Below are 24,910 nucleotides of genomic sequence, written 5' to 3' on the forward strand. Positions count from 1 at the left end.
TCCAGCGCGCCCGCCGAACGGTCGACGGCCCACACGCGCGCATCGGGCCGCGCCGAGGCGATCGCCACGGCAATCGCGCCGCTGCCGGTGCCCAGATCGAGCACGCGCGGCTGCGCCGTGCCTTCCATCGCCGCGAGCGCGGTTTCCACCAGCAATTCGGTTTCCGGGCGCGGAATCAGCACGTCGGGCGTGACTTCGAAATCGAGGCCGAAGAACTCGCGCGCGCCCACCAGTTGCGCGATCGGCTCACCGGCCGCGCGGCGCGCTTCGAGCGCGCGATACGCGGCAACATTGGCGGCATCGAGCGCCTGATCGCCGCGCGTGATGAGATCGGTGCGACGCCACCGCAGCACGTGCATCAGCAGGATGCGCGTTTCGAGCGCGGGCAGCGGCGAGGCGCGCAGCAGCGCGTCCGCGGTGACTTGTTGCGGGTCGGATTGCGAAGCGTTCACGGGTTCAGCGCGCCTTAATCCGCATCGCCGAGCGAGGCCAGCTGTTCAGCCTGATGCTCGGACAACAGCGCGCCGATCAGCTCTTGCAGATCGCCGTCCATGATCGCTTCGAGGCGATAAAGCGTCAGATTGATCCGATGATCGGTCAGACGCCCTTGCGGGAAGTTGTAGGTGCGGATGCGCTCCGAGCGGTCGCCCGAGCCCACGAGGCTCTTGCGCGTGGCCGCTTCCTTCGCGTGCTGCTCCTGATACTGCTTGTCCTTGATGCGCGCGGCCAGCACCTTGAGCGCGCGATCCTTGTTCTTGTGCTGCGAGCGATCGTCCTGACATTCCACGACGATGCCCGTCGGCATGTGCGTCACACGCACGGCCGAATCGGTCTTGTTGATGTGCTGACCGCCCGCGCCGGAGGCACGGAAAGTGTCGATGCGCAGATCGGCGGGATTGATTTCGACTTCGCCGATTTCGTCCGCTTCCGGCATCACCGCGACCGTACACGCCGACGTATGGATGCGGCCCTGCGTTTCGGTCGCCGGCACGCGCTGCACGCGATGGCCGCCCGACTCGAACTTGAGCCTGGAGTAGGCCGCCTCGCCCGCGATGCGCACGATCACTTCCTTGTAGCCGCCCAGATCCGACTCGCTCGCCGACATCATCTCGATCTGCCAGCGGTTGCGTTCCGCGTAGCGCAGATACATGCGCAGCAGGTCGCCCGCGAACAGCGCCGATTCGTCGCCGCCCGTGCCCGCGCGGATTTCGAGGAACACGTTGCGGTCGTCGTTGGGGTCCTTCGGCAGCAGCATCATCTGCAATTCGTGCTGAAGCTGCGCCATGCGTTCGCGCGAAGCCTTCACCTCTTCTTCGGCGAAATCGCGCATCGAGGCGTCGCTCAGCAGATCCTTCGCGGCCGTTTCGTCGTCTTTCGCCTGGCGCCATTGCGCGTAATGCTCGACCACCGGCCCGATTTCCGCGTGCTCGCGCGTGAGCTTGCGGTACTGGTCGCGGTTGGACGTCACATCGGGACGGCTCAACAGGTCGTTCAGCTCGGCCAGGCGTGTCGTCAGCTGGTCGAGCTTCGATTGCATGCTCGTTTTCATCGGGCGGTACGGAGCGGGCTCCGGTCAGGACTGCGGGAAAAGAGGGGCGGGCGCAAGCCCAGGCGTTGCCGCGCAAATGCCATGCGCGGACGTTTGGCGCGGCGAGTGCCGCTAACGGTCCGAAGAGCCGGACGCGTTGGACGATTCGTCGAGGTTCGATGCCTGCGCGGTGGTCTGCGGCTCGCGCGCATCGCTGCCTTTGGCCAGCTGGCCGTGGCGATAGAAACCGCTCATCAGCTCGATCAGCGAATCGCGGCTTTCGCCGCTCGACGTGTTGAGCGCGTGCGTCGGGCCGTGAATCAGCTTGTTGGTGAGCGCCTGCGACAGCGCTTCGAGCACGACGGACGGATCTTCGCCGCGCGCGAGCATCTTGCGCGCGCGATCGAGTTCGGCGCGGCGCAGCGCGTCGGCTTGCGTGTGCATGTGGCGGATCACCGGCACGATGCTGCGCGAGTCGAGCCACTGCATGAAGTTCGCCACGCGCGATTCGATGATGGTTTCGGCCTGCGCCACCGCCGCCTGACGCGAAGCATTGCCTTCGCGCACGATGGTGCCGAGGTCGTCGACGGTGTAGAGGAACACGTCTTCGAGCTGGCCGACTTCGGCTTCGATATCGCGCGGCACGGCGAGGTCGACCATGAAGATCGGACGGTGACGGCGCGCCTTCACCGCACGCTCGACCGCGCCCAGACCGATGATCGGCAGCGTGGAGGCCGTACATGACACGATGATGTCGAATTCGTGCATGCGCGCGGGCAGCTCGGAGAGCGGAATCGACTTGCCGCCGAAACGTTCTGCAACAGAGCGGCCGCGTTCGGCGGTGCGATTGGCGACCACCAGTTCGCGCGGCTGCTGCGCGGCGAAGTGCGCGGCGCACAGCTCGATCATTTCGCCCGCGCCGATGAACAGCACGCGCTGGTTGGCGATCTTGTCGAAGATGCGCTGCGCGAGACGCACGGCGGCGGCGGCCATCGATACGGATTGCGCCCCGATTTCCGTGGTGCTGCGCACTTCCTTCGCCACGGCGAAGGTGCGCTGGAACAACTGGTTCAGATAGGTGCCCAGCGCGCCGGCCTCGGTGGCGGTGCGCACGGCCGTTTTCATCTGACCGACGATCTGGGTTTCGCCCAGCACCATCGAATCGAGACCCGAGGCCACGCGAAACGCGTGACGCACGGCTTCGGACTGCGGCAGCGTATAGACGTGCGGCGCGAGTTCCTCGGCGCGGATACCGTGATAGTGCGAGAGCCATTCCACCGCGGAGTCGCGCGAAGCCTGCGCGTCGGTCGCGCAGTAGAGTTCGGTGCGGTTGCAGGTGGAGAGGATGGCAGCTTCGGGCGCGCTGAGGGAGCGCTTGCCGCCGGTCCACGCCTCTTTGAAGAGTTCGAGGGCCGGTTTGATCTGTTCGAGCGGAAACGCCACGCGTTCGCGCAAGGCGACGGGCGCGGTGTGGTGATTGATTCCGATCGTTAGAAGCTGCATACCATGGGGCGAAGATTTAGGCGGATATTATAACTTTTCCGCGCTTCTGACATTGGCGTCGGCAATGTCAGCGTCCTCCCCAGTATTAATCGGCAGTCGTTCGAGTTGATATCCGTAGCCGTATAGCGTGGTTAAGCGCCAGCCATGCTCGGGCCCGAGCTGCAATTTGCTGCGCAGCCGCGAGGCGTGCGTATCGAGCGTGCGCGACCGAACGTCGCGGTTCAGATTCCAGACCGTTTCCAGAATGCGCGCGCGCGAAACGGGGCGCGATGCATTGGTGAAAAGCAGCAGTGCGAAGCGAAATTCCTTGGGCGTGAGCGTGACGCTATGGCCCCTGAAAGTGACCGCGTAGCGCGCCGAATCGAATTGATAATCGCCGAAACCATAGTGCGCGCGATTGCGCGGGCGGCGCACGCCTGCGCGGCGCAGCAGCGCGTCGATGCGGGCGAGCATTTCGGGGCCGCGTACCGGCTTGGCGATGCAGTCGTCTGCACCGGCCTGGAGGCTGGCGACGATTTCGCTTTCATGCGGCGAGGCCATCAGCACGATGGCGGGCAGGCCCGGCAGCAGACGGCGCACGCGCGGGATGAGTTCGTCGCCGCCGGCGTCGCCGCACCAGTAGGCGGCCATCAGCAGGTCGAAGGCGTCGTCTTCGAGCGCTTCGACGAGCGGAGCGCCGAGAGGGAAATGGCGACAGGCGTGACCGCCTGCAATCAGCAGACGTTCGATGATTTCGGCCTGGCGCGCGTCAGGTTCGACAAGAGCGATTCGCATAGGGGTGTCCAGCCAGGGCGGGCCGGGGTGCGCTTGCCTTGCGCCATCCCGCCCCCTACACTCAACCGCTACGCGGGAAGCGCCAAGCCGACCGTTTTCCGGTAAAAATACTGTTGTAAAAGAGACAAAAGAATGCTATCCGCCGCCCCCTTGCAGTCCTATAGGACTCGTCTGAAATTCCTTAGGACAAAGCGCTAATGGGCTGGCCAGGCATCGTCGTGCTCGGACTCGTCACGGGTTTCGCGGGATGGCTGCTCCACCCGCTGCGCCGCGCCTCCGGGCCCGCCGGTCGCACGCTCCTGCTCGCGATTGCCGCTGCGCTCATTGGTGCGGCGCTCGCGAAAACGGCGGGCCGCGCGACCGGTCTTTTCTACGATGGCGAACTGCTCGAATGGCCGGTCTGCACGGCCGTCGCGTTTGTCTTCGTGGCCGTGCTGGTGGCGCTGCGCGCCCGCCGCTGACCGCCCAGACATCCGCCAATGCGCACCTGATTAATGCCTATCCAAGGTTCGAATAGCGCCCCACGCGCATCACTACTCTCGCAGGTGAAAACATGAACGCCCGACTCCCCGAAACGTCCACGACTCCCGAACGCATTGCCGCGCTGCGCGTCGCCATGGCCGCTGCCGGCGTGGACGCCGCCCTCGTGCCGTCCGCCGATCCGCATCTCTCCGAATATCTGCCGCGCCGCTGGCAGGGCCGCGAGTGGCTGTCGGGCTTCACGGGCTCGGTGGGCACGCTGGTCGTGACGAAGGATTTCGCGGGCGTGTGGGTCGATAGCCGCTATTGGGTGCAGGCCGAAAACCAGCTCGTCGGCACCGGCGTGCAACTGATGAAGATGACGGCCGGCCAGCAGAGCGCGCCGCACATCGCCTGGCTCGCGCAGAACGTGCCTGCGGGCGGCGCGGTCGCGGTGGATGGCGCCGTGCTGGGCGTGGCCTCGGCGCGTGCGCTGGCCGACGCGCTCGAAGCGCGCGACGTCAAGCTGCGCACCGATCTCGATCTGCTCGACGATGTCTGGAGCGCGCGTCCCTCGCTGCCGGTCGAGCCGGTGTACGAGCACGTCGCGCCGCACGCCGACGCGCAACGCGCGGGCAAGCTCGCGCAGGTGCGCGCGGCGATGGCCGAACTGGGCGCGCAGTGGCACTTCGTTTCGACGCTCGATGACCTCGCGTGGCTGTTCAATCTGCGCGGCACCGACGTGAACTACAACCCGGTGTTCGTCGCGCATGCGCTGATCGGCCCGGACGATGCAACGCTGTTCGTCGCCGACGGCAAGGTGTCCGCCGATCTCGTGCAATCGCTCGCGCGCGACAACGTGCGCGTCGTGCCTTACACGCAAACCGCGGCGGCACTCGGCGCGCTGCCTGCGGGCGCTACGCTGCTGGTCGATCCGCGCCGCGTGACCTTCGGTGTGCTCGAAGCGGTGCCGGCGCAGGTGAAGCTGGTCGAGGCGCTGAATCCGAGCACCTATCTGAAGTCGCGCAAGACGGCCGTGGAAGCGCAGCACGTGCGCGCGACCATGGAGCAGGACGGCGCGGCGCTGGCCGAATTCTTCGCGTGGTTCGAAGCGGCGCTGGGCCACGAAACCATCACCGAACTCACCGTCGACGAAAAGCTCACGGCGGCGCGCGCGCGCCGTCCGGGCTATGTGTCGCTGTCGTTCTCGACGATTGCGGGCTTCAACGCGAACGGCGCGATGCCGCATTACCGCGCGACCGAACAGTCGCATAGCGTGATCGAAGGCGATGGCCTGCTGCTGATCGATTCGGGCGGCCAGTACCTGGACGGCACCACCGACATCACCCGCGTGGTGCCCGTGGGCACGCCCAGCGCGGAGCAAAAGCGCGACTTCACGCTGGTGCTCAAGGGCATGATGGCGCTCTCGCGTGCGCAGTTCCCGCGCGGCATCCGCTCGCCGATGCTCGACGCCATCGCGCGTGCGCCGATCTGGGAAGCGGGCGCCGATTACGGTCACGGCACCGGTCACGGCGTGGGCTACTTCCTGAACGTGCACGAAGGTCCGCAGGTGATTTCGCACTACGCGCCGGCCGAGCCGTGGACCGCGATGGAAGAGGGCATGATCACCTCGAACGAGCCGGGCATCTATCGTCCGGGCAAGTGGGGCGTGCGGATCGAAAACCTCGTGCTCAACGTGAGCGCGGGCGCGACCGAATTCGGCGATTTCCTGAAGTTCGAAACGCTGACGCTTTGTCCGATTGATACGCGTTGTATTGATCTGGCGCTGTTGCGCGAAGACGAGCGCGCGTGGCTCAATGCGTACCATCAGACGGTTCGCGAACGCGTCTCGCCGCACGTCAGCGGCGATGCGCTGGCGTGGCTCGAAAAGCGCACGCAGCCGATCTGACCTTTCAACGGCGGAGCAACGCAAACGCAACGCAAACCCAGGGAGCGCAGGCGCATGGCGATCAAGGCAGTGGTGTTCGATTTCGGCGGAGTGCTGGTGGACTGGAGTCCTGAGTATCTCTATCGCAAGCTGATTCCCAACGACGACGAACGCCGCTGGTTTCTCACCCACGTCTGCGCGATGGACTGGGTCGTGCGCCAGGACGGCGGCGAGCCGATCGCCGTCGGCACCGAAGAACTGGTCGCGCGCTTTCCCGGGCACGAAGCGCTGATCCGCGCGTTCTACGAGCGCTGGCACGAGATGATCGGCGGGCTGCTCGAAGGCGGCGTGGCCACGTTCGAGCGTCTGGAAGCGGCGAATGTGCCGATCTTCGGTCTGACCAACTGGTCGGCGGAAACTTTTCCGTGGGCGTGGGAGCGCTTCGGCATCCTGCGCCGTTGCCGCGATGTGGTGGTGTCGGGGCGCGTGCGGCTCGCGAAGCCCGATCCGGCGATTTACCACGAGATGTTCCGCCGCATCGAAGCGCAACTGCCCGGCGTGCAGCCCGACGAACTCGTTTTTATCGACGACAACCCGCACAACGCCGCGACCGCCACGAAGCTCGGCTGGCATGCGGTGCATCACACGAGCAACGCCGGCACCGATGCGAAGCTGCGCGAACTCGGTCTGCCGGTTTAAGCCGGCGTCACTTTGAAGCCGGCGCGGCAGGCTGCGCCGGTTTGACGAACAGGCTGCGCAGCGCGTCGGCGATGCCCTTTGCGGTTTGCCCGGCGCCTTGCGCCACACCTTGCGCGCTCACCCCGAGCGCCTGTGCGAAGCCCGCGCGCAACTCGGTCATCAGGCTCTCGTTGAGCTTGAATTTCGGATCGTGCAAATCTCCGTCGAGTACGAAATGCAGCGTGATGTCGCCCTTGTGCGACTTGAGCGCGGCGACGGCGGCGCGCGTCGGAATCGACATGAAGGTATCGAGCGGATCGCTGCTTTCGGCCAGTTGAAGCTGGCGGATCGTCACCACGCCAGGCGCGTGCAGGCGATAGCCGCGCACCGTCGCGGTGAGATCGAGATCGAGCGTGCCGCCGGTGATACGGGTCTTCGCGCCGGCTTTTTTCAGCAGATAAGGATCGAGCGTGAGGATGTCCACGCCGCGCAGCACCGTATGCGTCTGCGAGTCCTTGCTCGCGATGCGGATGGTGCCTTCGAAACTCACGTGGCCGGTGTGCGCCGGACCCTTGATCGCGCCCGTGACCGCGACGTGCGTGGGTTCGTCGAGCGTGGGCAATTGCACGTGATCGACGCTCGCGTGGGCGTCGCTCACCGTCACGCGCCACGGCGGATTGCCCACCGAGCGGTCGTAGAACACGAAGCGGCCATTGTCGAAGACGATGTGGTCGATCAGCTTTTCGCTGGGAAGTTTGATAACGCTGTCGCTCGCAGCGGCCGATGCAGAAGATGCCGGACCCGCGCTCGCCGCTTCCATCTCGCGCCGCAGATTCGGCAGCAGCGCGATCGAACCGTTCGGGCGGCGCAGCACCGTCATCGTGAAATCGCTCAGATGCACTTCGCGCACGTGTACGCGGTGCGAAAGCAGGGCGCGCAGATCGGGCGTGATGGTGATGCGGCCGGCGCGCAACATGTCGGCGGCCGGCCAGTCGGGCGGCGGTTTGAGGCGCACGTCGGTGAGCTCGACCGAGGTGAGCCAGAACGCCACGTTCACCTGCGCCGCCGTGCCGATGGGCGCGAGCGCCGCTTCCACGCGCGCTTTGGCCTCGCGCTGCAGCGCGTACAGCGCGCCGAACGCGAGCACCAACAGCGCCACGACGACCATCGCGACGATCAACAGAATTCGGGAGGCCGGATGGTGGCGGTTCGGCGTCGACATGCGGTGCACCTCGGCGGGAGACAGTGCGGCGTGAGCGGACAAGGCTTCAAGCGTAGCCGCATCCAGCAACCGCCGTGCCGCAGATGCGCGGCGTCACGGCATGCGCGCGAAAAAAAACGGCAGCCCGCAGGCTGCCGTTTTCGTCGATACACCGCCGGGATTAACGGCTGATCGGCTTGTAGCGCAGACGCTTCGGACGCGCGGCTTCTTCGCCCAGACGCTTGATCTTGTCGGCTTCGTATTCCTGGTAGTTGCCGTCGAAGAACGTGACTTGCGAGTCGCCTTCGAACGCCAGGATGTGCGTGGCGATACGGTCGAGGAACCAGCGATCGTGGGAAATCACCATCACCGAACCCGCGAATTCGAGCAGCGCGTCTTCGAGCGCACGCAGCGTTTCGACGTCGAGGTCGTTCGACGGTTCGTCCAGCAGCAGGACGTTGCCGCCCGAAATCAGCGTCTTGGCCAGATGCAGACGGCCGCGCTCACCACCCGACAGATTGCCGACGATCTTCTGCTGATCGCCGCCCTTGAAGTTGAAGCGGCCGATGTACGCGCGCGACGGCGTTTCGTACTTGCCCACCGTCAGCACGTCCGCGCCGCCCGAGATTTCCTCGAACACGGTCTTGTTCGACGCCAGCGCGTCGCGGCTCTGATCGACGTAGGCGAGCTTGACCGTCGGGCCTTGCACGATTTCGCCCGAATCCGGCTGTTCCTTGCCCGTGAGCATGCGGAACAGCGTCGACTTACCGGCGCCGTTCGGGCCGATGATGCCGACGATCGCGCCCGCCGGAATCTTGAAGCTGAGATCGTCGATCAGCAGACGGTCGCCGTACGACTTGCTGACGTTCTTGAACTCGATGACTTCGTTGCCCAGACGCTCGCCCGCCGGAATGAAGATTTCCTGCGTTTCGTTGCGCTTCTGGTAATCCGAGCTCGACAGTTCCTCGAAGCGGGCGATACGCGCCTTCGACTTCGCCTGACGGCCCTTCGGGTTCTGGCGCACCCACTCCAGTTCCTTCTTGATGGCCTTCTGACGCGCCGATTCCGTCGCTTCTTCCTGCTTCAGGCGGTCTTCCTTCTGGTCGAGCCAGCTGGAGTAGTTGCCCTTCCAGGGAATGCCGTGGCCACGGTCGAGTTCGAGAATCCACTCGGCGGCGTTATCCAGGAAGTAGCGATCGTGGGTGACGGCCACGACCGTGCCCGGGAAGCGCGTGAGGAACTGTTCGAGCCACTCGACGGATTCGGCGTCAAGGTGGTTGGTCGGCTCATCCAGCAGCAGCATGTCCGGCTTTTCGAGCAGTAGCTTGCACAGCGCGACGCGGCGCTTTTCACCGCCCGACAGATTGCCGATCTTCGCGTCCCATGCCGGCAGACGCAGCGCGTCGGCGGCGATTTCGATCTGCTGTTCCGCGCTGCCGTCAGACGTGGCGAGGATCGCTTCGTACTTCGCCTGTTCGGCGGCCAGCGCGTCGAAGTCGGCGTCTGGTTCCGCGTAGGCGGCGTAGATCTCGTCGAGCTTCTTTTGCGCGCCGAACACTTCGCCCAGACCTTCCTCGACCGCTTCGCGCACGGTCTTTTCCGGGTCGAGCTGCGGTTCCTGCGGCAGGTAGCCGATGTTCAGGTTCGGCATCGGCGTGGCTTCGCCTTCGATGTCCTTGTCGACGCCGGCCATGATCTTGATGAGCGTGGACTTGCCCGAGCCGTTCAGGCCGAGCAGACCGATCTTCGCGCCGGGAAAGAACGACAGCGAAATGTCCTTCAGGATCTGGCGCTTGGGCGGCACGATCTTGCCGACCCGGTTCATGGTGAAGACGTATTGGGCCATGAGAGTGTCTTTGGAGTCTGAAAAAGCGGGAGAAAAAGGGGGCGGAATTCTGTCTTGAAACGCGGCGATGGCGTCCAGCGAGGCTGGGGATGCCGCGTCGAAACCGCGAATGCGGAAATGCGCAAACCGCTATTGTACGGGGCGCGGGCGATGGGGGAGCGACGCGTGGCTAGTCGCCGTACAGCCCGCCGTACAGCCCGCCGATAGGCTCGCAAACAAGCCCGCAAAAAAGCCCGCTTGCAGGCGGGCTTTTCGGCACTTCCAGACAGCGTCGCTTAAACGTTGAACAGGAAGTTCATCACGTCGCCGTCGTGCACGACATATTCCTTGCCTTCGGCGCGCATCTTGCCGGCTTCCTTCGCGCCGGTTTCGCCCTTGTACTGGATGTAGTCGTCGAACGCGATGGTCTGCGCGCGGATGAAGCCGCGCTCGAAGTCCGTGTGGATCGCGCCGGCGGCCTGCGGGGCCGTATCGCCAACGTGAATCGTCCACGCGCGCACTTCCTTCACGCCTGCCGTGAAGTACGTTTGCAGACCGAGCAGACGGAAGCCCGCGCGGATCACGCGGTCGAGGCCCGGCTCTTCCATGCCCATGTCCGAGAGGAAGGCGATCTTGTCTTCGTCGTCCAGATCGGCGATTTCCGCTTCGATCGCGGCGCACACGGCCACGACCGGCGCACCTTCGGCTTCGGCGTGCTTGCGCACGGCGTCGAGGTACGGGTTGTTGTCGAAGCCGTCGTCCTTCACGTTGGCGACGTACATCGTCTTCTTCGCCGTGATCAGGCAGAACGGCTTGAGCAGCGCCTGTTCGTCTTCGTTCAGGTCGAGCGCGCGCACCGGCTTGGCCTGGTCGAGCTGGGCGCGCACGCGCTCCAGCACGGCGACGAGCTTCGCCGCTTCCTTGTCGTTACCCGACTTGGCCGCCTTCGAGTAGCGCGTGAGCGACTTTTCGACGGTGCTGAGGTCGGCCAGCGCCAGTTCGGTGTTGATGACTTCGATGTCCGCGAGCGGATCGACCTTGCCGGCGACGTGAATCACGTTCTCGTCTTCGAAGCAGCGCACGACGTGGGTGATCGCATCGGTTTCGCGGATGTTGGCGAGGAACTGGTTGCCCAGACCTTCACCCTTGCTCGCGCCCGCGACCAGACCGGCGATGTCGACGAATTCGACCACGGCCGGCACGACGCGCTCGGGCTTGACGATCTCGGAGAGCGCCTTCAGACGCGGGTCCGGCACTTCCACGACGCCGACGTTCGGCTCGATCGTGCAGAACGGATAGTTTTCAGCCGCGATGCCGGCTTTGGTCAGCGCGTTGAAGAGGGTGGACTTGCCGACGTTGGGCAGGCCGACGATGCCGCATTTGAGGCTCATGAAATTCTCTGCATGTCAGGGTGGCGACGTGCGGCTCGCCGGGGTCGGGCGTGAGCTGCGGGGCCGGACCGGCTGGCGCGGGAGCGCCTGGCGGGCAGCCCGGATGGCACGAAAATGCACGTCAGGGGCGTGACGCGAAGTCACGAAAACCGTAATTGTAACCTTGTCCGCGCATGGCTTTGACGATGGCTGTGGCGCGATGCGCAAGCGGCGTAAAGGGCGCGATCCGGTGCGGGCGCCGAAGTCCCTGCGGCAAGCCACCGCGCCCGCTTGCCGTAACGCAAGCGGCGGTGCGCCGGGCTGCCCATCCGGCCCTGTCAGACAAGGCCCCGCAGCTATAATGCGCGGATGACTGCAAGCAACCAGACCTTTGATGTCGCCGTGATCGGCGGCGGGCTCGTCGGCAAGTCGGCGGCGCTGGCGCTGACCCAGAACGGCCTGCGCGTGGCGCTGCTCGCGCAACCCTGCGCGCCGCTGCCGCCCGGCGCCGTGTTCGACGCGCGCGTCTACGCTTTCTCGCGCAGCTCCGAGGCGCTGTTCGAGCGGCTGCGGGTCTGGCAGGCGGTCGACGCCACGCGCCTCACGCCGGTCTACGACATGCGCGTGTTCGGCGACGCGGCCGCGGAACTGCACTTCTCGGCGTATCAGGCTTCGGTTTCGCACCTCGCGTGGATCGCCGAATCGTCGCTGGTCGAACGCGCGCTGGATTCCGCGCTGCATTTCCAGCCCAATCTCACCTGGATCGATTCGCGCGCGCAAACGCTCGACATCAAGCCGGACGCCGCCGTGATCGGCCTCGCCAACGGCCGAACGATCGAAGCCGATCTGGCCGTGGGCGCCGACGGCGCGCATTCGTGGGTGCGTTCGCAGATCGGTTCGAAGGTCGATCGCCGCGATTACCGGCAGACCGGCGTGGTCGCCAATTTCCGCGCGCAGAAGCCGCACGGCGAATGCGCGTACCAATGGTTCCGCGATGGCGAGATCATCGCGTTGCTGCCGTTGCCCGATCAGCACGTCTCGCTCGTGTGGTCCGCGCAGAGCGAGCATGCCGAAGCGCTCCTCAAGCTCGAACCCGAACAACTCGCCGCCGAAGTCGAACGCGCCACGCAAAATCTGCACGGCGCGCTCGAATGCGTGACGCCCGCGCGCGGTTTCCCGCTTTCGCTGCAAACGGTCGACAAGCTGATTGCGCCGCGCGTCGCGCTGGTGGGCGACGCCGCGCATCTGATTCACCCGCTCGCCGGGCAGGGTGTGAACCTGGGCCTGCGCGACGTGGCTGCGCTGGTCGACGTGATCGCGAAGAAGGAAGCGTTCCGCGATCTCGGCGATACCGTGCTGCTGCGCCGTTACGAGCGCGGCCGCCGCGAGGACATTCAGAAGCTCGTCGTGGCCACCGACGGTCTGCAGCGCCTCTTCGCCGTGCCCGGCACGATCGCGCGCGCGGTGCGCAACACCGGCATGGCGTTCGTCGGCGCGCAGCCGCTCGTCAAACGCTGGCTCGTCGCTGCGGCGCTCGGCTGATTTATCGCCGCCCCTGCAACTCCCAGGCGCCGCGCGGGCATTTCCGATGCTCCAGGCCTCAAGCGGCTTAGAATGGCGGATCAGGCCGTGCCGGCGTCAGGTTCGATCGAATCGACCGATATCGATCCGATCCGCGCCCGAATTTCACCTGGACCGTGTCGCGCACCGAACCTGCGCCGCGTTCCCGAATCAGGAAAGCATTCCATGCAAAAGCGTATCCGCATTGCCGCGCTCGTCGTCGCGGCGGCCGCCTCGGTGCTCGGCTGCTCGGCACAGGCCGACCAGACCACCGACAAGATCAAGGCCGCGCTGCAGCAGCGTCTGGGCGTCGATGCCGGCGATATCAAGGGCATCCAGAAAGCGCCCGTCGCCGGTCTGTACGAGGTGAACCTCGGCACGCAGATCATTTATAGCGACGTCAACGGCGACTACGTGCTGACCGGCGATCTCGTCGATACGAAAGCGCACCGCAATCTCACCGAAGCGCGTCTGGCCGAACTGAACAAGGTCGATTTTGCCAAGCTGCCGTTCGAAAACGCGGTGAAGGTGGTGAAGGGCAACGGCAAGCGCACGATCGCGGTGTTCTCCGATCCGAACTGCCCGTACTGCCATCAGCTCGAGACCACGCTCAAGTCGATCGACAACGTGACGGTCTACACCTTCCTCTATCCGGTGCTCTCGGACGATTCGACGGCCAAGGCCAAGTCGATCTGGTGTTCGACGGACCGCGCCAAGGCGTGGGAATCGTGGATGGTGGACCGCAAGGCGCCCACCGCTGCCGGCACCTGCAACACGGCCGCGATCGACAGCAATCTGAAGCTGGGCGCGAAGATGAACGTGAACGGCACGCCCACCGTGATTCTGGCCGATGGCCGCCGCCTGCCGGGCGCGGTCAGCGCCGACAAGCTCGAAAGCGAGCTGAGCGCCGCGCACTGACGCCTCGCCCGAATCCGCCGGCCGCTTCTGCGGCCGGTACTTTTTTGTCTGCCAGATTTTTCGCCGAATTTTTGCCGTCCCGCGTTTCGCAGACGCGCGCCACGAGCGCCCCGCCGCGCGAACGCTGGACCTAACGCTTACCGAATCGTCACCACGAATCGTCACCACACCTAGCCGATGAAGCCGATCCGATACACCATCGTCCCGAAGAATCCCGCCGCGCATCTGTTCGAGGTGACGCTCACCGTCGCCGATCCCGCGCCGGACGGCCAGCGCTTCATGCTGCCCGTGTGGATTCCGGGCAGCTACATGGTGCGCGAATTCGCGCGCAACATCGTCACGCTGCGCGCCACCAACGAAGCGGGCCGCAAGGTGCGCGTGACCAAGACCGACAAGCATTCGTGGCAGGCCGCGCCGGTCAAGGGCGCGCTCACGCTGCGCTACGAGGTGTACGCGTGGGATCTGTCGGTGCGCGCCGCGCATCTGGACGACATGACCGGTTTCTTCAACGGCACGAGCGTATTTCTCGCGGCGCTCGGTCACGAGGACGCGCAGCATATCGTCGATATCCAGCGCCCGGACGGTCACGCGTTCCGTCACTGGCGCGTGGCGACCGCGCTGCCGGAAGCGCGCGGCACCAAGCGCTATGGCTTCGGCGATTACACGGCGGCGAACTACGACGAGCTGATCGATCATCCGGTGACGCTCGGCGAATTCACGCTCGCGAGCTTCAAGGCGCATGACGTGCCGCACGATATCGTGATCGCCGGCCGCGTGGTGGCGCTCGACATGGAGCGTCTGTCGAACGATCTGAAGAAGATCTGCGAAGCGCAGATCGCGATGTTCGAGCCGCGCACCAAACGCGCGCCGATGGAGCGCTACGTCTTCATGACGCAGGCCGTGAGCGACGGTTACGGCGGCCTCGAACACCGCGCATCGACGGCGCTCATCTGCAATCGCACCGATCTGCCCGTGAAAGGCAAGACCGAGATGACCGAGGGCTACCGCACCTATCTGGGTCTGTGCAGCCACGAGTATTTCCACACCTGGAACGTCAAGCGCATCAAGCCCGCGGCCTTCGTGCCCTACGACCTCGCGCAGGAGGACTACACCTCGCTGCTGTGGCTGTTCGAAGGTTTCACGTCCTACTACGACGATCTGGTGCTGGTGCGCAGCGGCCTGATTTCCGTCGATGACTACTTCGGCCTCGTCGGCAAGACGGTGGCCGGGGTGCTGCGCGGCGCGGGGCGCCTGAAGCAGAGCGTCGCGGAAAGCTCGTTCGACGCGTGGGTCAAGTACTACCGCCAGGACGAGAACGCAGCCAACGCCATCGTCAGCTATTACACGAAGGGCTCGCTGGTCGCGCTCGCGTTCGATCTGGCGATCCGCACGGAAACCAGCGGCCGCAAGTCGCTCGACGATGTGATGCGTCTGCTGTGGCAGCGCTACGGCCGCGACTTCTATCGCGGCAAGCCGGTGGGCGTGGGCGAGGACGATGTCGAAGCGCTGATCGCCGAAGCCACCGGCGTGGAACTGGGCGCGCTGTTCGCCGATGCCGTGCGCGGCACGCGCGATCTGCCGCTGGCGACGCTGCTGGAGCCGTTCGGCGTCAAGCTCGAAGGCGAGCCGGAACGCGGCGCAAAGCCGTCGCTGGGCGCGCGCCTGCGCGGCGGCGCGGAAGCCACGCTCGCGGTGGTCTACGAAGGCGGCGCGGCGCAGAAGGCCGGGCTATCGGCCGGCGATGTGGTGATTGCGCTCGACGGCCTGCGCGTGACCGGCGGCAATCTCGACACGCTGCTCTCGCGCTATCAAGCGGGCGCGAAGGTGGAGATCCACGCGTTCCGCCGCGACGAACTGCGCGTTGCGCGCCTCACGCTCGACGCGCCCGATATCGCGCGCTACAAGCTCAGCGTCACCGACAAGCGTCCGGCCTCGCGCACGCTGCGCGATCGCTGGCTGGCGGCCTGATTTTGGCTTGAAACTGGTCTGATCGCTTGATCCGGCGGCGCGACGAACGCCGCCGCACCCCACAAGAAGCGGCGAGGCCGATCCGGCCCCGCCGTTTTTTATGCCCGCGATTGTTCTACCGTTGCAACAATCCGTCATCGGCGGGCTACTTTTTCGGGGCGCAGCAAAAAAACACAATGGCTCCACTCGCGCAACACCGCGCACACAGACCCGAAGGAGTGACCATGACCACGATCCTGCAAATCAATTCCGCCGCCCGCTCGCAAGGCGCCCAGTCGACGCTGCTCGTCAACGAATTGACGGCCAAGCTGCAACAATCGAATCCGGGCGCGCAAGTCGTCTCGCGTAACCTGCAAGCCGATCCGCTGCCGCACCTGGACGACAGCGTCCTCGGCGCGTTCTTCACGCCCGCCGACCAGCGCACGCCGGAACAGCAGGCTATCGCCGCACGCAGCGAAGCACTGATCGCCGAACTGCAAGCCGCCGACATCGTCGTGATCGGTGCGCCGCTGTACAACTTCGGCATCTCGTCGCAACTGAAGACGTACTTCGACTGGATCGCCCGCGCTGGCATCACGTTCCAGTACACGGCGAACGGCCCCGAAGGCCTCGTGAAGGGCAAGAAGGTGTTCGTGGTGTCGGCACGCGGCGGCAAGTACCAAGGCACCGCGCACGACAGCCAGACGCCGTACCTGACGTCGTTCCTGGGCTTCCTCGGCATGACCGACGTGAACTTCATCTACGCCGAAGGCCTGAACATGGGCCCGGAAGCTGCCAGCGCAGCGCTCGCCGGCGCGCGCGAAGCCATCGCCGCTGCTTAAGCAATGACGCAGGCCGCGCTTCGTTGCGCGGCAAAGCAAAAACGCCACGAAAGCGATTTCGTGGCGTTTTTTTATGGCGTTTGTGCTGGCGAGAAAAACCTCAGGCGAGCACTTCGCCGACTTCCGGCAAGCGCCATTCGATCGGCTGGCGGCCGTGGGCCTGCAGGTAGGCGTTCGCCTGCACGAAATGCCCGCAGCCCAGAAAGCCGCGATGCGCCGAAAGCGGCGACGGATGCGGCGCTTCCAGCACGCAATGCTCGCCATTGCCGAGCAGCGCGCGCTTGTTCTGCGCATGCGCGCCCCAGAGCATGAACACCAGATTCTGGTGACGCGTGGCGAGTTCGCGGATCAGCGTATCGGTGCAACGTTCCCAGCCGCGCTTCGCGTGGCTCGCGGCGTTGGCGCGCTCGACCGTCAGCACGGTGTTGAGCAGCAGCACGCCCTGACGCGCCCAGGCGTCGAGACAACCGTGCGCGGGCGCGTCGATGCCCAGGCTCGCCGCGATCTCCTTGAACATATTGCGCAGCGACGGCGGCGGACGCACGCCCGGCGGCACCGAAAACGCCAGGCCATGCGCCTGCGGCGTGCCGCGATCGTCGCCGTGATACGGGTCCTGGCCGAGGATCACCACTTTGACGTCGTCGGGCGAGGTCAGGCGCAGCGCGCGGAACACATCGGCGGGATAGACGGTCTTGCCCGCGTCGCGCTCGGCGTCGACGAATGTGCAGAGCGGCGCAAAGGCGTCGCTGGCGATGAACGGATCGAGCAGGCCGCGCCACGCAGCGGGCAGGGCGGCGAACTGGTCTTCGAGGCGCGCGGGTGCGGCAGCGGTCTGGGTCATGGTTTTGGCGGGAGCAGGTGCGGGCACGGGTGCGGCGTCTTGCAGGGTTGCTGCGGTGCTCGTGGCAGCCGGCAGCGGAAATTCGTCATCCCCGAACAGCGAAAAAATCGTGATCTGGCGCGGATCGACTTCAGGCAAGGCCGGGTCGTCGAGGGTGGCCTGCGCGAGATCGGGCAGAGCGTCGTCGAAGAGCGAGGCTTGCACCGGCGTCGCGGCGCGCGTGCGTTTCGTGGATGTCATGGGCGGGAAGTGTCGCAGCAAACTCGCGGCGGTTCAATGCGGCGGGCGCGGCGTGGGGCGCTTCGGTATTTGTTGTGCAACTAACTGCGGGTTCGCGCTGAAAGTGTCGGGCGATAAAAAACGGCGCGATTGTATCGCGCCGCCTGAGGGTTCTGGATTTAGCCTTCGCGCAGCCTGTAACCGCGCTGGGCCTTGCTGATGTCGTCCGGGGCGAGGCCCGGCAGCGCTTTCGCGAGTTCATCCGCGAGCGTGTGCAGGGCGGCTTCGTCGCCGTCTTTCAGTTCCAGCTCGATTTCGCAGATGGGCGCGCGGCGGGTCTCACCGTTCACCTCGGCCACGATCTCGCCCTGATCGACCGCCGCTTCGACCTGCGTGCCCGCCACCGTCAAGGTCCAGAGCGTGCGCGTGAAGTCGGTGCGAAAGAGCGGAATCAGGTTCGCAGCAGCGGCGGAAAGCGCCGTCGAAACGCCCGCTTCATCGCATTCGTGCAGCAGCTTGCCGACTTCCAGCGCTTCGCCCGCCACCGGCATTTCCCACTCGTGCCGCGCATGCAGACCATTCTGCGCCACACCCACGGTCTTGAAGGTTTGCAGCCAGCCTTCCGGCGCACGGCGCAGACGCAGCGCGCTTTTCGCCCGCGCGAGCGTCAGTTCCGGCGTGTCGAAGTAGATGTTCTCCAGCCGGATCGCGTGGCCAGGCGCGCCCGCGCGCGTTTCGAAGAAACGCAGCGCGGCGTCCACCTGATCCTGCGGCAGCGCGAGCTTGATTTCGCGTTCGATACCCATGACAGCCTGTATCCCGAAACTCAGAAGAACATGCGGGCGAGTTCCGCGCCCGGTTGTTCGGCGCGCATGAACGCCTCGCCGACCAGGAACGAATGCACGGCCAGTTCGCGCATCTTCTCGACATCGGCGCGCGACAGAATGCCCGATTCCGTCACGACGATGCGGTCTTCCGGCACATCGTCGAGCATGCCGATGGTGGTTTGCAGCGTCGTTTCGAAGGTGCGCAGATTACGGTTGTTGATGCCGATGAGCGGCGTCTTCAGCGTGAGCGCGTGCGTGAGTTCTTCGCGGTCGTGCACCTCGACCAGCACGGCGAGGCCGAGCGAATGCGCCAGTGCTTCGAGATCGCGCATCTGCTGCGGTTCGAGCGCGGCGGCGATCAGCAGGATCGCATCGGCGCCCATCGCGCGCGCTTCGACGATCTGGTACGGATCGACGATGAAGTCCTTGCGCAGCACCGGCAGATCGCACGCGGCGCGCGCGGCCTGCAGATACTCGACGCTGCCATGGAAGAACTGCACGTCGGTGAGCACGGAAAGGCAGGCGGCGCCGTGATTGGCATACGAGCGCGCGATTTCGGCGGGCTCGAAGTGCTCGCGCAGGATGCCTTTCGACGGGCTGGCCTTCTTCACTTCGGCGATCACGGCCGCCTGGCCGTTCGCGTGTTTCGCACGCATCGCGCCGACGAAGTCGCGCAGATCGCGTGTGCTCGCGGCCAGACGCAGTTCTTCGAGCGGGGCGCTCTGCTCGGCGGCGCGCACTTCTTCGTGCTTCACCGCGATGATTTTCTGGAGGATGTCGCTCATGATGGTCTGCTAAAAACGGTGCTGGATCAGCGGGTTAGCGCTTGAATTGTTGCGTGAAGCGTACCAGTTCATCGACTTTGGCGCGCGCGCGGCCGCTGGCGATGGTCTCGCGCGCAAGCGCGATGCCGTCCGCGATCGAATCGACCACGTTCGCCGAATAGAGCGCCGTGCCGGAATTGAGCGCGACGATTTCGCGTGCCGTGCCCGCTTCGTTCGACAGCGCGCCCAGCAGCATGGCCTTCGATTCGTCGGCGTTTTCGACCTTCAGCGAGCGGTTCGACACCATCTGCAGACCGAAGTCTTCCGGATGGATTTCGTACTCGCGAATCTCGCCGTCCTTCAGTTCGCCCACGAGCGTGGCCGCGCCCAGCGACACTTCGTCCATGCCGTCCTTGCCGTACACCACGAGCACGTGCTTTGCGCCCAGGCGCTGCATCACGCGCACCTGAATCCCGACGAGGTCGGCATGGAACACGCCCATCAACTGATTGGGCGCGCCGGCCGGATTGGTGAGCGGGCCGAGGATGTTGAAGATGGTGCGCACGCCCAGTTCGCGGCGCACGGCGGCGATGTTCTTCATCGCCGGATGATGGTTGGGCGCGAACATGAAGCCCATGCCGGTTTCGGCGATCGACGCGGCAACCTGATCCGGTTGCAGATCGATATTCACGCCGAGCGCGTCGAGCACATCCGCGCTGCCCGATTTGCTGGAGACGCCGCGATTGCCGTGCTTGGCGACCTTCGCGCCCGCCGCCGCCACGACGAACATCGACGCCGTGGAAATATTGAAGGTGTGCGAACCATCGCCGCCCGTACCGACGATATCGATGAAATTCGAGTTGTCCTTCACCTCGACGTGATGCGCGAATTCGCGCATCACCGTCGCGGCCGCCGTGATTTCGCCGATGGTTTCCTTCTTCACGCGCAGGCCGGTAATGATGGCCGACGACAGCACCGGCGACAGCTCGCCGCGCATGATCATGCGCATGAGATGCAGCATCTCGTCGTGGAAGATTTCGCGGTGCTCGATCGTGCGTTGCAGCGCTTCCTGAGGGGTAATCATGTTCGTGCCTCCCGCTTTACGCGCGCTTGGTCTGCTTCAGGAAATTCTCGAAGAGCGCGTGGCCGTGCTCGGAGAGAATCGATTCCGGATGGAACTGCACGCCTTCGACCGCAAGCGTCTTGTGGCGCACGCCCATGATTTCGCCGTCTTCGGTCCACGCGGACACTTCGAGGCAATCGGGCAGCGATTCGCGCTCGATCGCCAGCGAGTGATAGCGCGTGATGTTGAAGTGCTTCGGCAGATCGGCGAACACACCTTTGCAATCGGTTTCGATCTGGCTGACCTTGCCGTGCATGATGGTTTTGGCGCGCACGACGCGCCCGCCGAATGCTTCGCCGATAGCCTGATGGCCGAGGCACACGCCCAGAATCGGCGTCTTGCCGGCGAATTCGCGCAGCACGTCGAGCGTGATGCCCGCGTTCTGCGGATTGCTCGGGCCCGGCGAGAGGCAGATGCGCTCGGGGTTGAGCGCCTTGATCTCGTCGATGGTGATTTCGTCGTTACGATGCGTGCGGACGTCTTCGCCAAGCTCGCCGAAGTACTGGACGATGTTGTAGGTAAACGAATCGTAGTTGTCGATCATGAGCAACATGGTCTATCTCCGCTCAAATCAGAAGTCGCTGTCGAGGCCGTCCTGCACCTGCTCGGCGGCGCGCAGCACGGCGCGCGCCTTGTTTTCCGTCTCTTGCCATTCCGACTCGGGCACCGAATCGGCCACCACGCCGGCTGCGGCCTGCACATACAGATTGCCGTTGTGGATGACGCCCGTGCGGATCGTGATGGCCAGATCCATCTCGCCGTTGAACGAGAGATAGCCGACCGCGCCGCCGTACAGGCCGCGCTTCACGGGTTCGAGTTCGTCGATCAGTTCCATCGCGCGCACCTTGGGCGCGCCCGACAGCGTGCCGGCGGGGAAGGTCGCGCGCAGCACGTCGTAATTCGTCATGCCCTGTTTAAGCTTGCCTTCGACCGAGCTGACGATGTGCTGCACGTGCGAGTACTTTTCGATGACCATCTTGTCGGTCACCGTCACCGAACCGATTTCGGCGATACGGCCCACGTCGTTGCGCGCGAGGTCGATCAGCATGACGTGCTCGGCGATCTCCTTCGGATCGTTGAGCAGTTCGGTCGCGAGTTCGGCGTCGCGCTCGGGCGTGTTGCCGCGCGGACGCGTGCCGGCGAGCGGACGGATCGTCACGATGCGGTCTTCGCCGCGCTGTTCCTGACGCACCAGAATCTCCGGCGACGCGCCCACCACGTGGAATTCGCCGAAGTTGTAGTAGTACATGTACGGCGACGGGTTCAGCGAACGCAGCGCGCGATACAGCGAGAGCGGATTATCGCGATACGGCTTGGTCAGGCGCTGGCCGACCTGCACCTGCATCAGCTCGCCCGCCGCGATGTATTCCTTCGCCTTGCGCACGGCCGCGAGGTAATCGTCCTTCTTGAATTCGCGATAGGTCTCGGTGCGCACGCTCGCCGTCGTGACCGGCGGCTGCACCGTGGCGCGCAGACGCTGCTTGAGCTCACGCAGGCGAAGTTTCGCCTTGGTGTAGGCCTCGGGCGTTTGCGGATCGGCGTAGACGATCAGGTAGAGCTTGCCCGCGAGATTGTCGATCACCGCGACTTCTTCGCTGAGCAGCAGCTGGATGTCGGGCAGGCCGAGATCGTCGGGCGGGCAGGTCGTCGCGAGTTTTTTCTCGATATAACGCACCGCGTCGTAGCCGAAGTAGCCGGCCAGACCGCCGCAGAAACGCGGCAGGCCCGAACGCTGCGCGACCTTGAAGCGCGACTGGTATTGAGCGATGAATTCGAGCGGATCGCCGTTGTGCGTTTCGATCACCTGGCCGTCGCGCACGACTTCCGAGACGCCGTCTTTCACGCGGATCAGCGAGCGTGCGGGCAGGCCGATGAACGAGTAGCGCCCGAAGCGCTCGCCGCCCACGACGGATTCCAGCAGGAAGGAGTTGGCGCCGCCGCGCTCGGGTTGCGCGAGCTTCAGATACAGCGAAAGCGGCGTTTCGAGATCGGCCAGTGCTTCGGCGATCAGCGGGATGCGATTGTAGCCCTCGTTGGCGAGGGACTGAAATTCGAGTTCGGTCATGTTCCGATCCTGTGCGTGCTGCCGTTCGCGACGTCGGGTGCGGGCCCAGTGCGGCTCAAAAAGGGGCGCGGCGTGTGCGCGATGGCGTCTGTTTTGAGTGCTTGAGTACGCTGGCGCTCGCTCGTGCGGCCCGTTGTCGTGCAGGTGCGCGAGCACTTGCCGGGCCGGAGTGCGGACAATCGGCAGCGAGGTGTGGCGTAGGCGCTGGCGGCCCGGCATGCGCGAGATCGGCATGCAAGGACGGCGAAAGCCCACGGCAAAACCAGCCGACGGGTAACCGCAACAGTGTAGAGACGAGTGGGACGAAACACGCGCAAGCGCGCAGCGAAGTAAAAAACGGAGCTGAAGAGGGGCTTGCGCGCGACTTCAGCGAACCTCGAGTGAGGTTAGCGCGACCAGCGACGCCAGGGCCAGGCTCCCCGGTCGATGCTGCTCAGACTCCGTTTTTTATTCAGAAACATGAGGATAAGGTGACGGTAAGTACAGAACTTAGGTCAGAAGATTGTGTGCTGCGATGGCGTTGGACGCCTCAAGCAGCGTGGCAACTATACCATCCGACTCAATTTTTTGTACAGGTTGGCCGTGATTGTAGCCATAGGGCACCGTGAGCGTTGCCGCACCGGCTGCACGGCCGGCGATGGCGTCGTTTTCCGAATCGCCGATAGCGACGGCCGCCTGCGGTTTCACGCCCAGGCGCTCGCACGCCGTGAGCATGGGCAGCGGATCGGGCTTCTTCTTCGGCAGACTGTCGCCGCCCAGCACGACCTCGAAGTAGCGCGCGAGGCCGTATTGCTGAAGCAGCTCGACGGCAAAGCGATGCGGCTTGTTGGTCACGCAGGCAAGACGAATGCCCTGATCGCGCAGCGCGGCCAGACCCGCTTCCACATCGGGATACAGATGCGTGTGGCGGCCGTTGATCTTCGCGTACTCGTCCTGATAAAGCGCCAGCGCTTCGTCGAAGCGCGACTGGGCTTCATCTTGCGCAAAACGCGGGGCGAGCACGCTCTTGATCAAATGTTCCGAACCCTTGCCGACATAACCCATCACTTCTTCGCGCGTGGTTTCCTCGGCGTCGAACTGGGCGAGCATGCCGTTCAGGCCGGCGGCGAAGTCGTCGGCGGTATCGACCATGGTGCCGTCGAGGTCGATCAGCGCCGCTTCGATGCGCGGCGCCGTGAACTTGACGGTGGCGCTCATTGCGCGCCCGCGCCCTTGACCGTGGCGAGCTGTGCGCGCATCTGGTCGATCACCGCCTTGTAATCCGGCTTGCCGAACACGGCCGAACCGGCGACGAAGGTATCTGCGCCTGCTGCGGCGATTTCGGCGATGTTGTCGATCTTCACGCCGCCATCCACTTCAAGGTGAATTTCGCGGCCGGTGCGCGCCGTGTAGGCGTCGATCTTCGCGCGTGCTTCACGCAGCTTGTTGAGCGCTTCGGGAATGAACGACTGGCCGCCGAAGCCCGGGTTCACCGACATGATCAGCACGAGGTCGACCTTGTCCATCACGTGGTCGAGATAGCTCAGCGACGTGGCCGGGTTGAACACCAGACCGGCCTTGCAGCCGTGGTCGCGGATCAGCGACAGCGTGCGGTCGATGTGATCCGAGCCTTCCGGGTGGAAGCTGATCAGGTTCGCGCCGGCCTTGGCGAAATCGGGCACGATGCGGTCGACCGGGCGCACCATCAGATGCACGTCGATGGGCACGTCCACGTGCGGGCGGATCGCCTCGCACACGAGCGGGCCGATGGTGAGGTTCGGCACGTAATGGTTGTCCATCACGTCGAAGTGAATCCAGTCGGCGCCGGCGGCGACAACATTACGGACTTCCTCGCCAAGCCGCGCGAAGTCGGCCGAGAGGATGCTGGGAGCGATGCGGAATTGCGTCATGGCGGCAATCGGAAAGACAGACGGGAAAACCGTATTTTACCGTCAGAGCGAGGGCGGCCTGCTCGTCCGAAGGCGCTTTCCGGCAACGTTGGCCATCCGGCCAGGACGGTGCACCGCGCTGGTGCGAAAGCAGACGAAGCCCAGCGCGCGGGGACAGACTGGCGAGCCGCGCCGGAGGCGGATCTGCGGGCGATGCCGGGTTGCGGGGGGCGGGCGCATCAAGCAGAATGCCATCCCATGTCCCCCGCATATCGGGCGGCCCGTCACAGCGGCCAAGTGGCCCGGCACATGGAACAAGGATGAGTCAGTACGAATTCAGCGTGACCTCGCAGGTGCGCTACCTGCCCGAAGAATCGGACCCGGAGCGCCGGCAATATGCTTTCGCCTACACGCTGACGATTCGCAACACCGGCCAGGTGAGCGCGCAACTGATCGCGCGCCATTGGGTCATCACGGACAGCGAAGACCACGTGCAGGAAGTGAAGGGGCTCGGCGTGGTCGGCCATCAGCCGTTGCTCAAGCCAGGCGAGCAGTTCGAATACACGAGCTGGGCCGTGATCGCCACGCCCGTAGGCACGATGCGCGGCGAATACTTCTGCGTGGCCGAAGACGCCGAACGCTTCGAAGCGCCCGTGCCCGAGTTCGTCCTGCGCATGCCGCGCACGCTTCACTGAACTGAAGCGTTGGCG

At 65.0% G+C, this 24,910-nt stretch carries 23 protein-coding genes; 8 read left to right on the plus strand and 15 right to left on the minus strand.

Annotated features, from left to right (window positions below; genetic code table 11):
• The 4 genes from G3N59_RS35720 to G3N59_RS35735 form a co-directional block, all read right to left on the minus strand.
• On the minus strand, window positions 1-452 hold a 452-nt coding region (locus G3N59_RS35720), incomplete at its 3' end, for a HemK/PrmC family methyltransferase (protein ID WP_346777986.1).
• A gap of 14 nt (window positions 453-466) precedes the next feature.
• Window positions 467-1,549, minus strand: coding sequence for a peptide chain release factor 1 (gene prfA, locus G3N59_RS35725; protein WP_205987712.1), 1,083 nt, complete (start codon window positions 1,547-1,549; stop codon window positions 467-469).
• Between the two features lie 111 nt (window positions 1,550-1,660).
• Entirely contained in the window at window positions 1,661-3,031 is a 1,371-nt protein-coding gene (gene hemA, locus G3N59_RS35730) for a glutamyl-tRNA reductase (RefSeq protein ID WP_205987713.1), read from the minus strand.
• A 27-nt stretch (window positions 3,032-3,058) separates the two neighbouring features.
• A complete protein-coding gene (locus G3N59_RS35735; protein WP_205987714.1) occupies window positions 3,059-3,805 on the minus strand; it encodes a response regulator transcription factor in 747 nt (248 codons plus the stop codon).
• A gap of 197 nt (window positions 3,806-4,002) precedes the next feature.
• Here G3N59_RS35735 and G3N59_RS35740 point away from each other — a divergent pair, with 197 nt between their 5' ends.
• The 3 genes from G3N59_RS35740 (at window position 4,003) to G3N59_RS35750 (ending at window position 6,851) form a co-directional block, all read left to right on the plus strand.
• Window positions 4,003-4,266 (plus strand): hypothetical protein, encoded by a 264-nt coding sequence (locus tag G3N59_RS35740; protein WP_205987715.1) that lies wholly within the window; start codon window positions 4,003-4,005, stop codon window positions 4,264-4,266.
• A gap of 92 nt (window positions 4,267-4,358) precedes the next feature.
• Window positions 4,359-6,173 carry an aminopeptidase P family protein gene (locus tag G3N59_RS35745; RefSeq protein ID WP_205987716.1) on the plus strand — a complete coding sequence of 605 codons (1,815 nt, stop codon included), beginning with the start codon at window positions 4,359-4,361 and terminating at the stop codon, window positions 6,171-6,173.
• A gap of 54 nt (window positions 6,174-6,227) precedes the next feature.
• The gene (locus G3N59_RS35750) at window positions 6,228-6,851 is read left to right on the plus strand and encodes an HAD family phosphatase (protein ID WP_205987717.1); all 624 of its coding nucleotides are present in this window, start codon (window positions 6,228-6,230) and stop codon (window positions 6,849-6,851) included.
• Window positions 6,852-6,858: 7 nt separating this feature from the next.
• Here G3N59_RS35750 and G3N59_RS35755 read toward each other — a convergent pair whose 3' ends face one another.
• The 3 genes from G3N59_RS35755 to ychF all read right to left on the minus strand — a co-directional run bounded on the left by G3N59_RS35755 (window position 6,859) and on the right by ychF (window position 11,247).
• Window positions 6,859-8,052 (minus strand): DUF748 domain-containing protein, encoded by a 1,194-nt coding sequence (locus G3N59_RS35755; protein WP_205987718.1) that lies wholly within the window; start codon window positions 8,050-8,052, stop codon window positions 6,859-6,861.
• 160 nt (window positions 8,053-8,212) lie between these two features.
• Window positions 8,213-9,877, minus strand: a complete 1,665-nt coding sequence (gene ettA, locus G3N59_RS35760) for an energy-dependent translational throttle protein EttA (RefSeq protein ID WP_205987719.1) — start codon at window positions 9,875-9,877, stop codon at window positions 8,213-8,215.
• A 275-nt stretch (window positions 9,878-10,152) separates the two neighbouring features.
• A complete protein-coding gene (gene ychF / locus G3N59_RS35765) occupies window positions 10,153-11,247 on the minus strand; it encodes a redox-regulated ATPase YchF (RefSeq protein ID WP_205987720.1) in 1,095 nt (364 codons plus the stop codon).
• Window positions 11,248-11,595: 348 nt separating this feature from the next.
• Between ychF and G3N59_RS35770 the strand changes: the two genes are divergently transcribed.
• The 4 genes from G3N59_RS35770 to G3N59_RS35785 all read left to right on the plus strand — a co-directional run bounded on the left by G3N59_RS35770 (window position 11,596) and on the right by G3N59_RS35785 (window position 16,493).
• Window positions 11,596-12,768, plus strand: a complete 1,173-nt coding sequence (locus G3N59_RS35770) for a UbiH/UbiF family hydroxylase (RefSeq protein ID WP_205987721.1) — start codon at window positions 11,596-11,598, stop codon at window positions 12,766-12,768.
• 204 nt (window positions 12,769-12,972) lie between these two features.
• Complete coding sequence (locus G3N59_RS35775) at window positions 12,973-13,704, plus strand: DsbC family protein (RefSeq protein ID WP_205987722.1); 732 nt, start codon at window positions 12,973-12,975, stop codon at window positions 13,702-13,704.
• Window positions 13,705-13,881: 177 nt separating this feature from the next.
• Complete coding sequence (locus G3N59_RS35780; protein WP_205987723.1) at window positions 13,882-15,672, plus strand: PDZ domain-containing protein; 1,791 nt, start codon at window positions 13,882-13,884, stop codon at window positions 15,670-15,672.
• A 224-nt stretch (window positions 15,673-15,896) separates the two neighbouring features.
• Window positions 15,897-16,493 carry an NAD(P)H-dependent oxidoreductase gene (locus G3N59_RS35785; protein ID WP_205987724.1) on the plus strand — a complete coding sequence of 199 codons (597 nt, stop codon included), beginning with the start codon at window positions 15,897-15,899 and terminating at the stop codon, window positions 16,491-16,493.
• Window positions 16,494-16,593: 100 nt separating this feature from the next.
• Here G3N59_RS35785 and G3N59_RS35790 read toward each other — a convergent pair whose 3' ends face one another.
• The 8 genes from G3N59_RS35790 to rpe form a co-directional block, all read right to left on the minus strand.
• The gene (locus tag G3N59_RS35790; RefSeq protein ID WP_205987725.1) at window positions 16,594-17,574 is read right to left on the minus strand and encodes a uracil-DNA glycosylase; all 981 of its coding nucleotides are present in this window, start codon (window positions 17,572-17,574) and stop codon (window positions 16,594-16,596) included.
• Window positions 17,575-17,732: 158 nt separating this feature from the next.
• Window positions 17,733-18,359 carry a CYTH domain-containing protein gene (locus G3N59_RS35795; RefSeq protein ID WP_205987726.1) on the minus strand — a complete coding sequence of 209 codons (627 nt, stop codon included), beginning with the start codon at window positions 18,357-18,359 and terminating at the stop codon, window positions 17,733-17,735.
• Window positions 18,360-18,379: 20 nt separating this feature from the next.
• Window positions 18,380-19,165 (minus strand): indole-3-glycerol phosphate synthase TrpC, encoded by a 786-nt coding sequence (gene trpC, locus G3N59_RS35800; protein WP_205987727.1) that lies wholly within the window; start codon window positions 19,163-19,165, stop codon window positions 18,380-18,382.
• A gap of 34 nt (window positions 19,166-19,199) precedes the next feature.
• On the minus strand, window positions 19,200-20,228 hold the full coding sequence (trpD, locus tag G3N59_RS35805; protein ID WP_205987728.1) for an anthranilate phosphoribosyltransferase: 1,029 nt from the start codon (window positions 20,226-20,228) through the stop codon (window positions 19,200-19,202).
• Window positions 20,229-20,244: 16 nt separating this feature from the next.
• Window positions 20,245-20,820 (minus strand): aminodeoxychorismate/anthranilate synthase component II, encoded by a 576-nt coding sequence (locus tag G3N59_RS35810; RefSeq protein ID WP_027819241.1) that lies wholly within the window; start codon window positions 20,818-20,820, stop codon window positions 20,245-20,247.
• A gap of 18 nt (window positions 20,821-20,838) precedes the next feature.
• Window positions 20,839-22,332, minus strand: a complete 1,494-nt coding sequence (gene trpE / locus G3N59_RS35815) for an anthranilate synthase component I (RefSeq protein ID WP_205987729.1) — start codon at window positions 22,330-22,332, stop codon at window positions 20,839-20,841.
• Between the two features lie 489 nt (window positions 22,333-22,821).
• On the minus strand, window positions 22,822-23,529 hold the full coding sequence (locus tag G3N59_RS35820; protein ID WP_205987730.1) for a phosphoglycolate phosphatase: 708 nt from the start codon (window positions 23,527-23,529) through the stop codon (window positions 22,822-22,824).
• Window positions 23,526-24,221, minus strand: a complete 696-nt coding sequence (rpe, locus tag G3N59_RS35825; protein WP_205987731.1) for a ribulose-phosphate 3-epimerase — start codon at window positions 24,219-24,221, stop codon at window positions 23,526-23,528. Before rpe ends, G3N59_RS35820 begins: the two co-directional genes overlap by 4 nt.
• A 299-nt stretch (window positions 24,222-24,520) precedes the next feature.
• Here rpe and apaG point away from each other — a divergent pair, with 299 nt between their 5' ends.
• A complete protein-coding gene (apaG, locus tag G3N59_RS35830; RefSeq protein ID WP_205987732.1) occupies window positions 24,521-24,895 on the plus strand; it encodes a Co2+/Mg2+ efflux protein ApaG in 375 nt (124 codons plus the stop codon).
• The last annotated feature ends 15 nt before the right edge of the window (window positions 24,896-24,910 follow it).

Source organism: Paraburkholderia sp. Ac-20340 (genome assembly GCF_017104965.1).
GTDB lineage: Bacteria > Pseudomonadota > Gammaproteobacteria > Burkholderiales > Burkholderiaceae > Paraburkholderia.

What these genes read in the sequence shown, in the direction of transcription:
- prfA (WP_205987712.1), bottom strand. Translation starts at nt 1,549, where the DNA reads ATGAAAACGAGCATGCAATCGAAGCTCGACCAGCTGACGACACGCCTG.
- hemA (WP_205987713.1), bottom strand. Translation starts at nt 3,031, where the DNA reads ATGCAGCTTCTAACGATCGGAATCAATCACCACACCGCGCCCGTCGCC.
- G3N59_RS35735 (WP_205987714.1), bottom strand. Translation starts at nt 3,805, where the DNA reads ATGCGAATCGCTCTTGTCGAACCTGACGCGCGCCAGGCCGAAATCATC.
- G3N59_RS35740 (WP_205987715.1), top strand. Translation starts at nt 4,003, where the DNA reads ATGGGCTGGCCAGGCATCGTCGTGCTCGGACTCGTCACGGGTTTCGCG.
- G3N59_RS35745 (WP_205987716.1), top strand. Translation starts at nt 4,359, where the DNA reads ATGAACGCCCGACTCCCCGAAACGTCCACGACTCCCGAACGCATTGCC.
- G3N59_RS35750 (WP_205987717.1), top strand. Translation starts at nt 6,228, where the DNA reads ATGGCGATCAAGGCAGTGGTGTTCGATTTCGGCGGAGTGCTGGTGGAC.
- G3N59_RS35755 (WP_205987718.1), bottom strand. Translation starts at nt 8,052, where the DNA reads ATGTCGACGCCGAACCGCCACCATCCGGCCTCCCGAATTCTGTTGATC.
- ettA (WP_205987719.1), bottom strand. Translation starts at nt 9,877, where the DNA reads ATGGCCCAATACGTCTTCACCATGAACCGGGTCGGCAAGATCGTGCCG.
- ychF (WP_205987720.1), bottom strand. Translation starts at nt 11,247, where the DNA reads ATGAGCCTCAAATGCGGCATCGTCGGCCTGCCCAACGTCGGCAAGTCC.
- G3N59_RS35770 (WP_205987721.1), top strand. Translation starts at nt 11,596, where the DNA reads ATGACTGCAAGCAACCAGACCTTTGATGTCGCCGTGATCGGCGGCGGG.
- G3N59_RS35775 (WP_205987722.1), top strand. Translation starts at nt 12,973, where the DNA reads ATGCAAAAGCGTATCCGCATTGCCGCGCTCGTCGTCGCGGCGGCCGCC.
- G3N59_RS35780 (WP_205987723.1), top strand. Translation starts at nt 13,882, where the DNA reads ATGAAGCCGATCCGATACACCATCGTCCCGAAGAATCCCGCCGCGCAT.
- G3N59_RS35785 (WP_205987724.1), top strand. Translation starts at nt 15,897, where the DNA reads ATGACCACGATCCTGCAAATCAATTCCGCCGCCCGCTCGCAAGGCGCC.
- G3N59_RS35790 (WP_205987725.1), bottom strand. Translation starts at nt 17,574, where the DNA reads ATGACATCCACGAAACGCACGCGCGCCGCGACGCCGGTGCAAGCCTCG.
- G3N59_RS35795 (WP_205987726.1), bottom strand. Translation starts at nt 18,359, where the DNA reads ATGGGTATCGAACGCGAAATCAAGCTCGCGCTGCCGCAGGATCAGGTG.
- trpC (WP_205987727.1), bottom strand. Translation starts at nt 19,165, where the DNA reads ATGAGCGACATCCTCCAGAAAATCATCGCGGTGAAGCACGAAGAAGTG.
- trpD (WP_205987728.1), bottom strand. Translation starts at nt 20,228, where the DNA reads ATGATTACCCCTCAGGAAGCGCTGCAACGCACGATCGAGCACCGCGAA.
- G3N59_RS35810 (WP_027819241.1), bottom strand. Translation starts at nt 20,820, where the DNA reads ATGTTGCTCATGATCGACAACTACGATTCGTTTACCTACAACATCGTC.
- trpE (WP_205987729.1), bottom strand. Translation starts at nt 22,332, where the DNA reads ATGACCGAACTCGAATTTCAGTCCCTCGCCAACGAGGGCTACAATCGC.
- G3N59_RS35820 (WP_205987730.1), bottom strand. Translation starts at nt 23,529, where the DNA reads ATGAGCGCCACCGTCAAGTTCACGGCGCCGCGCATCGAAGCGGCGCTG.
- rpe (WP_205987731.1), bottom strand. Translation starts at nt 24,221, where the DNA reads ATGACGCAATTCCGCATCGCTCCCAGCATCCTCTCGGCCGACTTCGCG.
- apaG (WP_205987732.1), top strand. Translation starts at nt 24,521, where the DNA reads ATGAGTCAGTACGAATTCAGCGTGACCTCGCAGGTGCGCTACCTGCCC.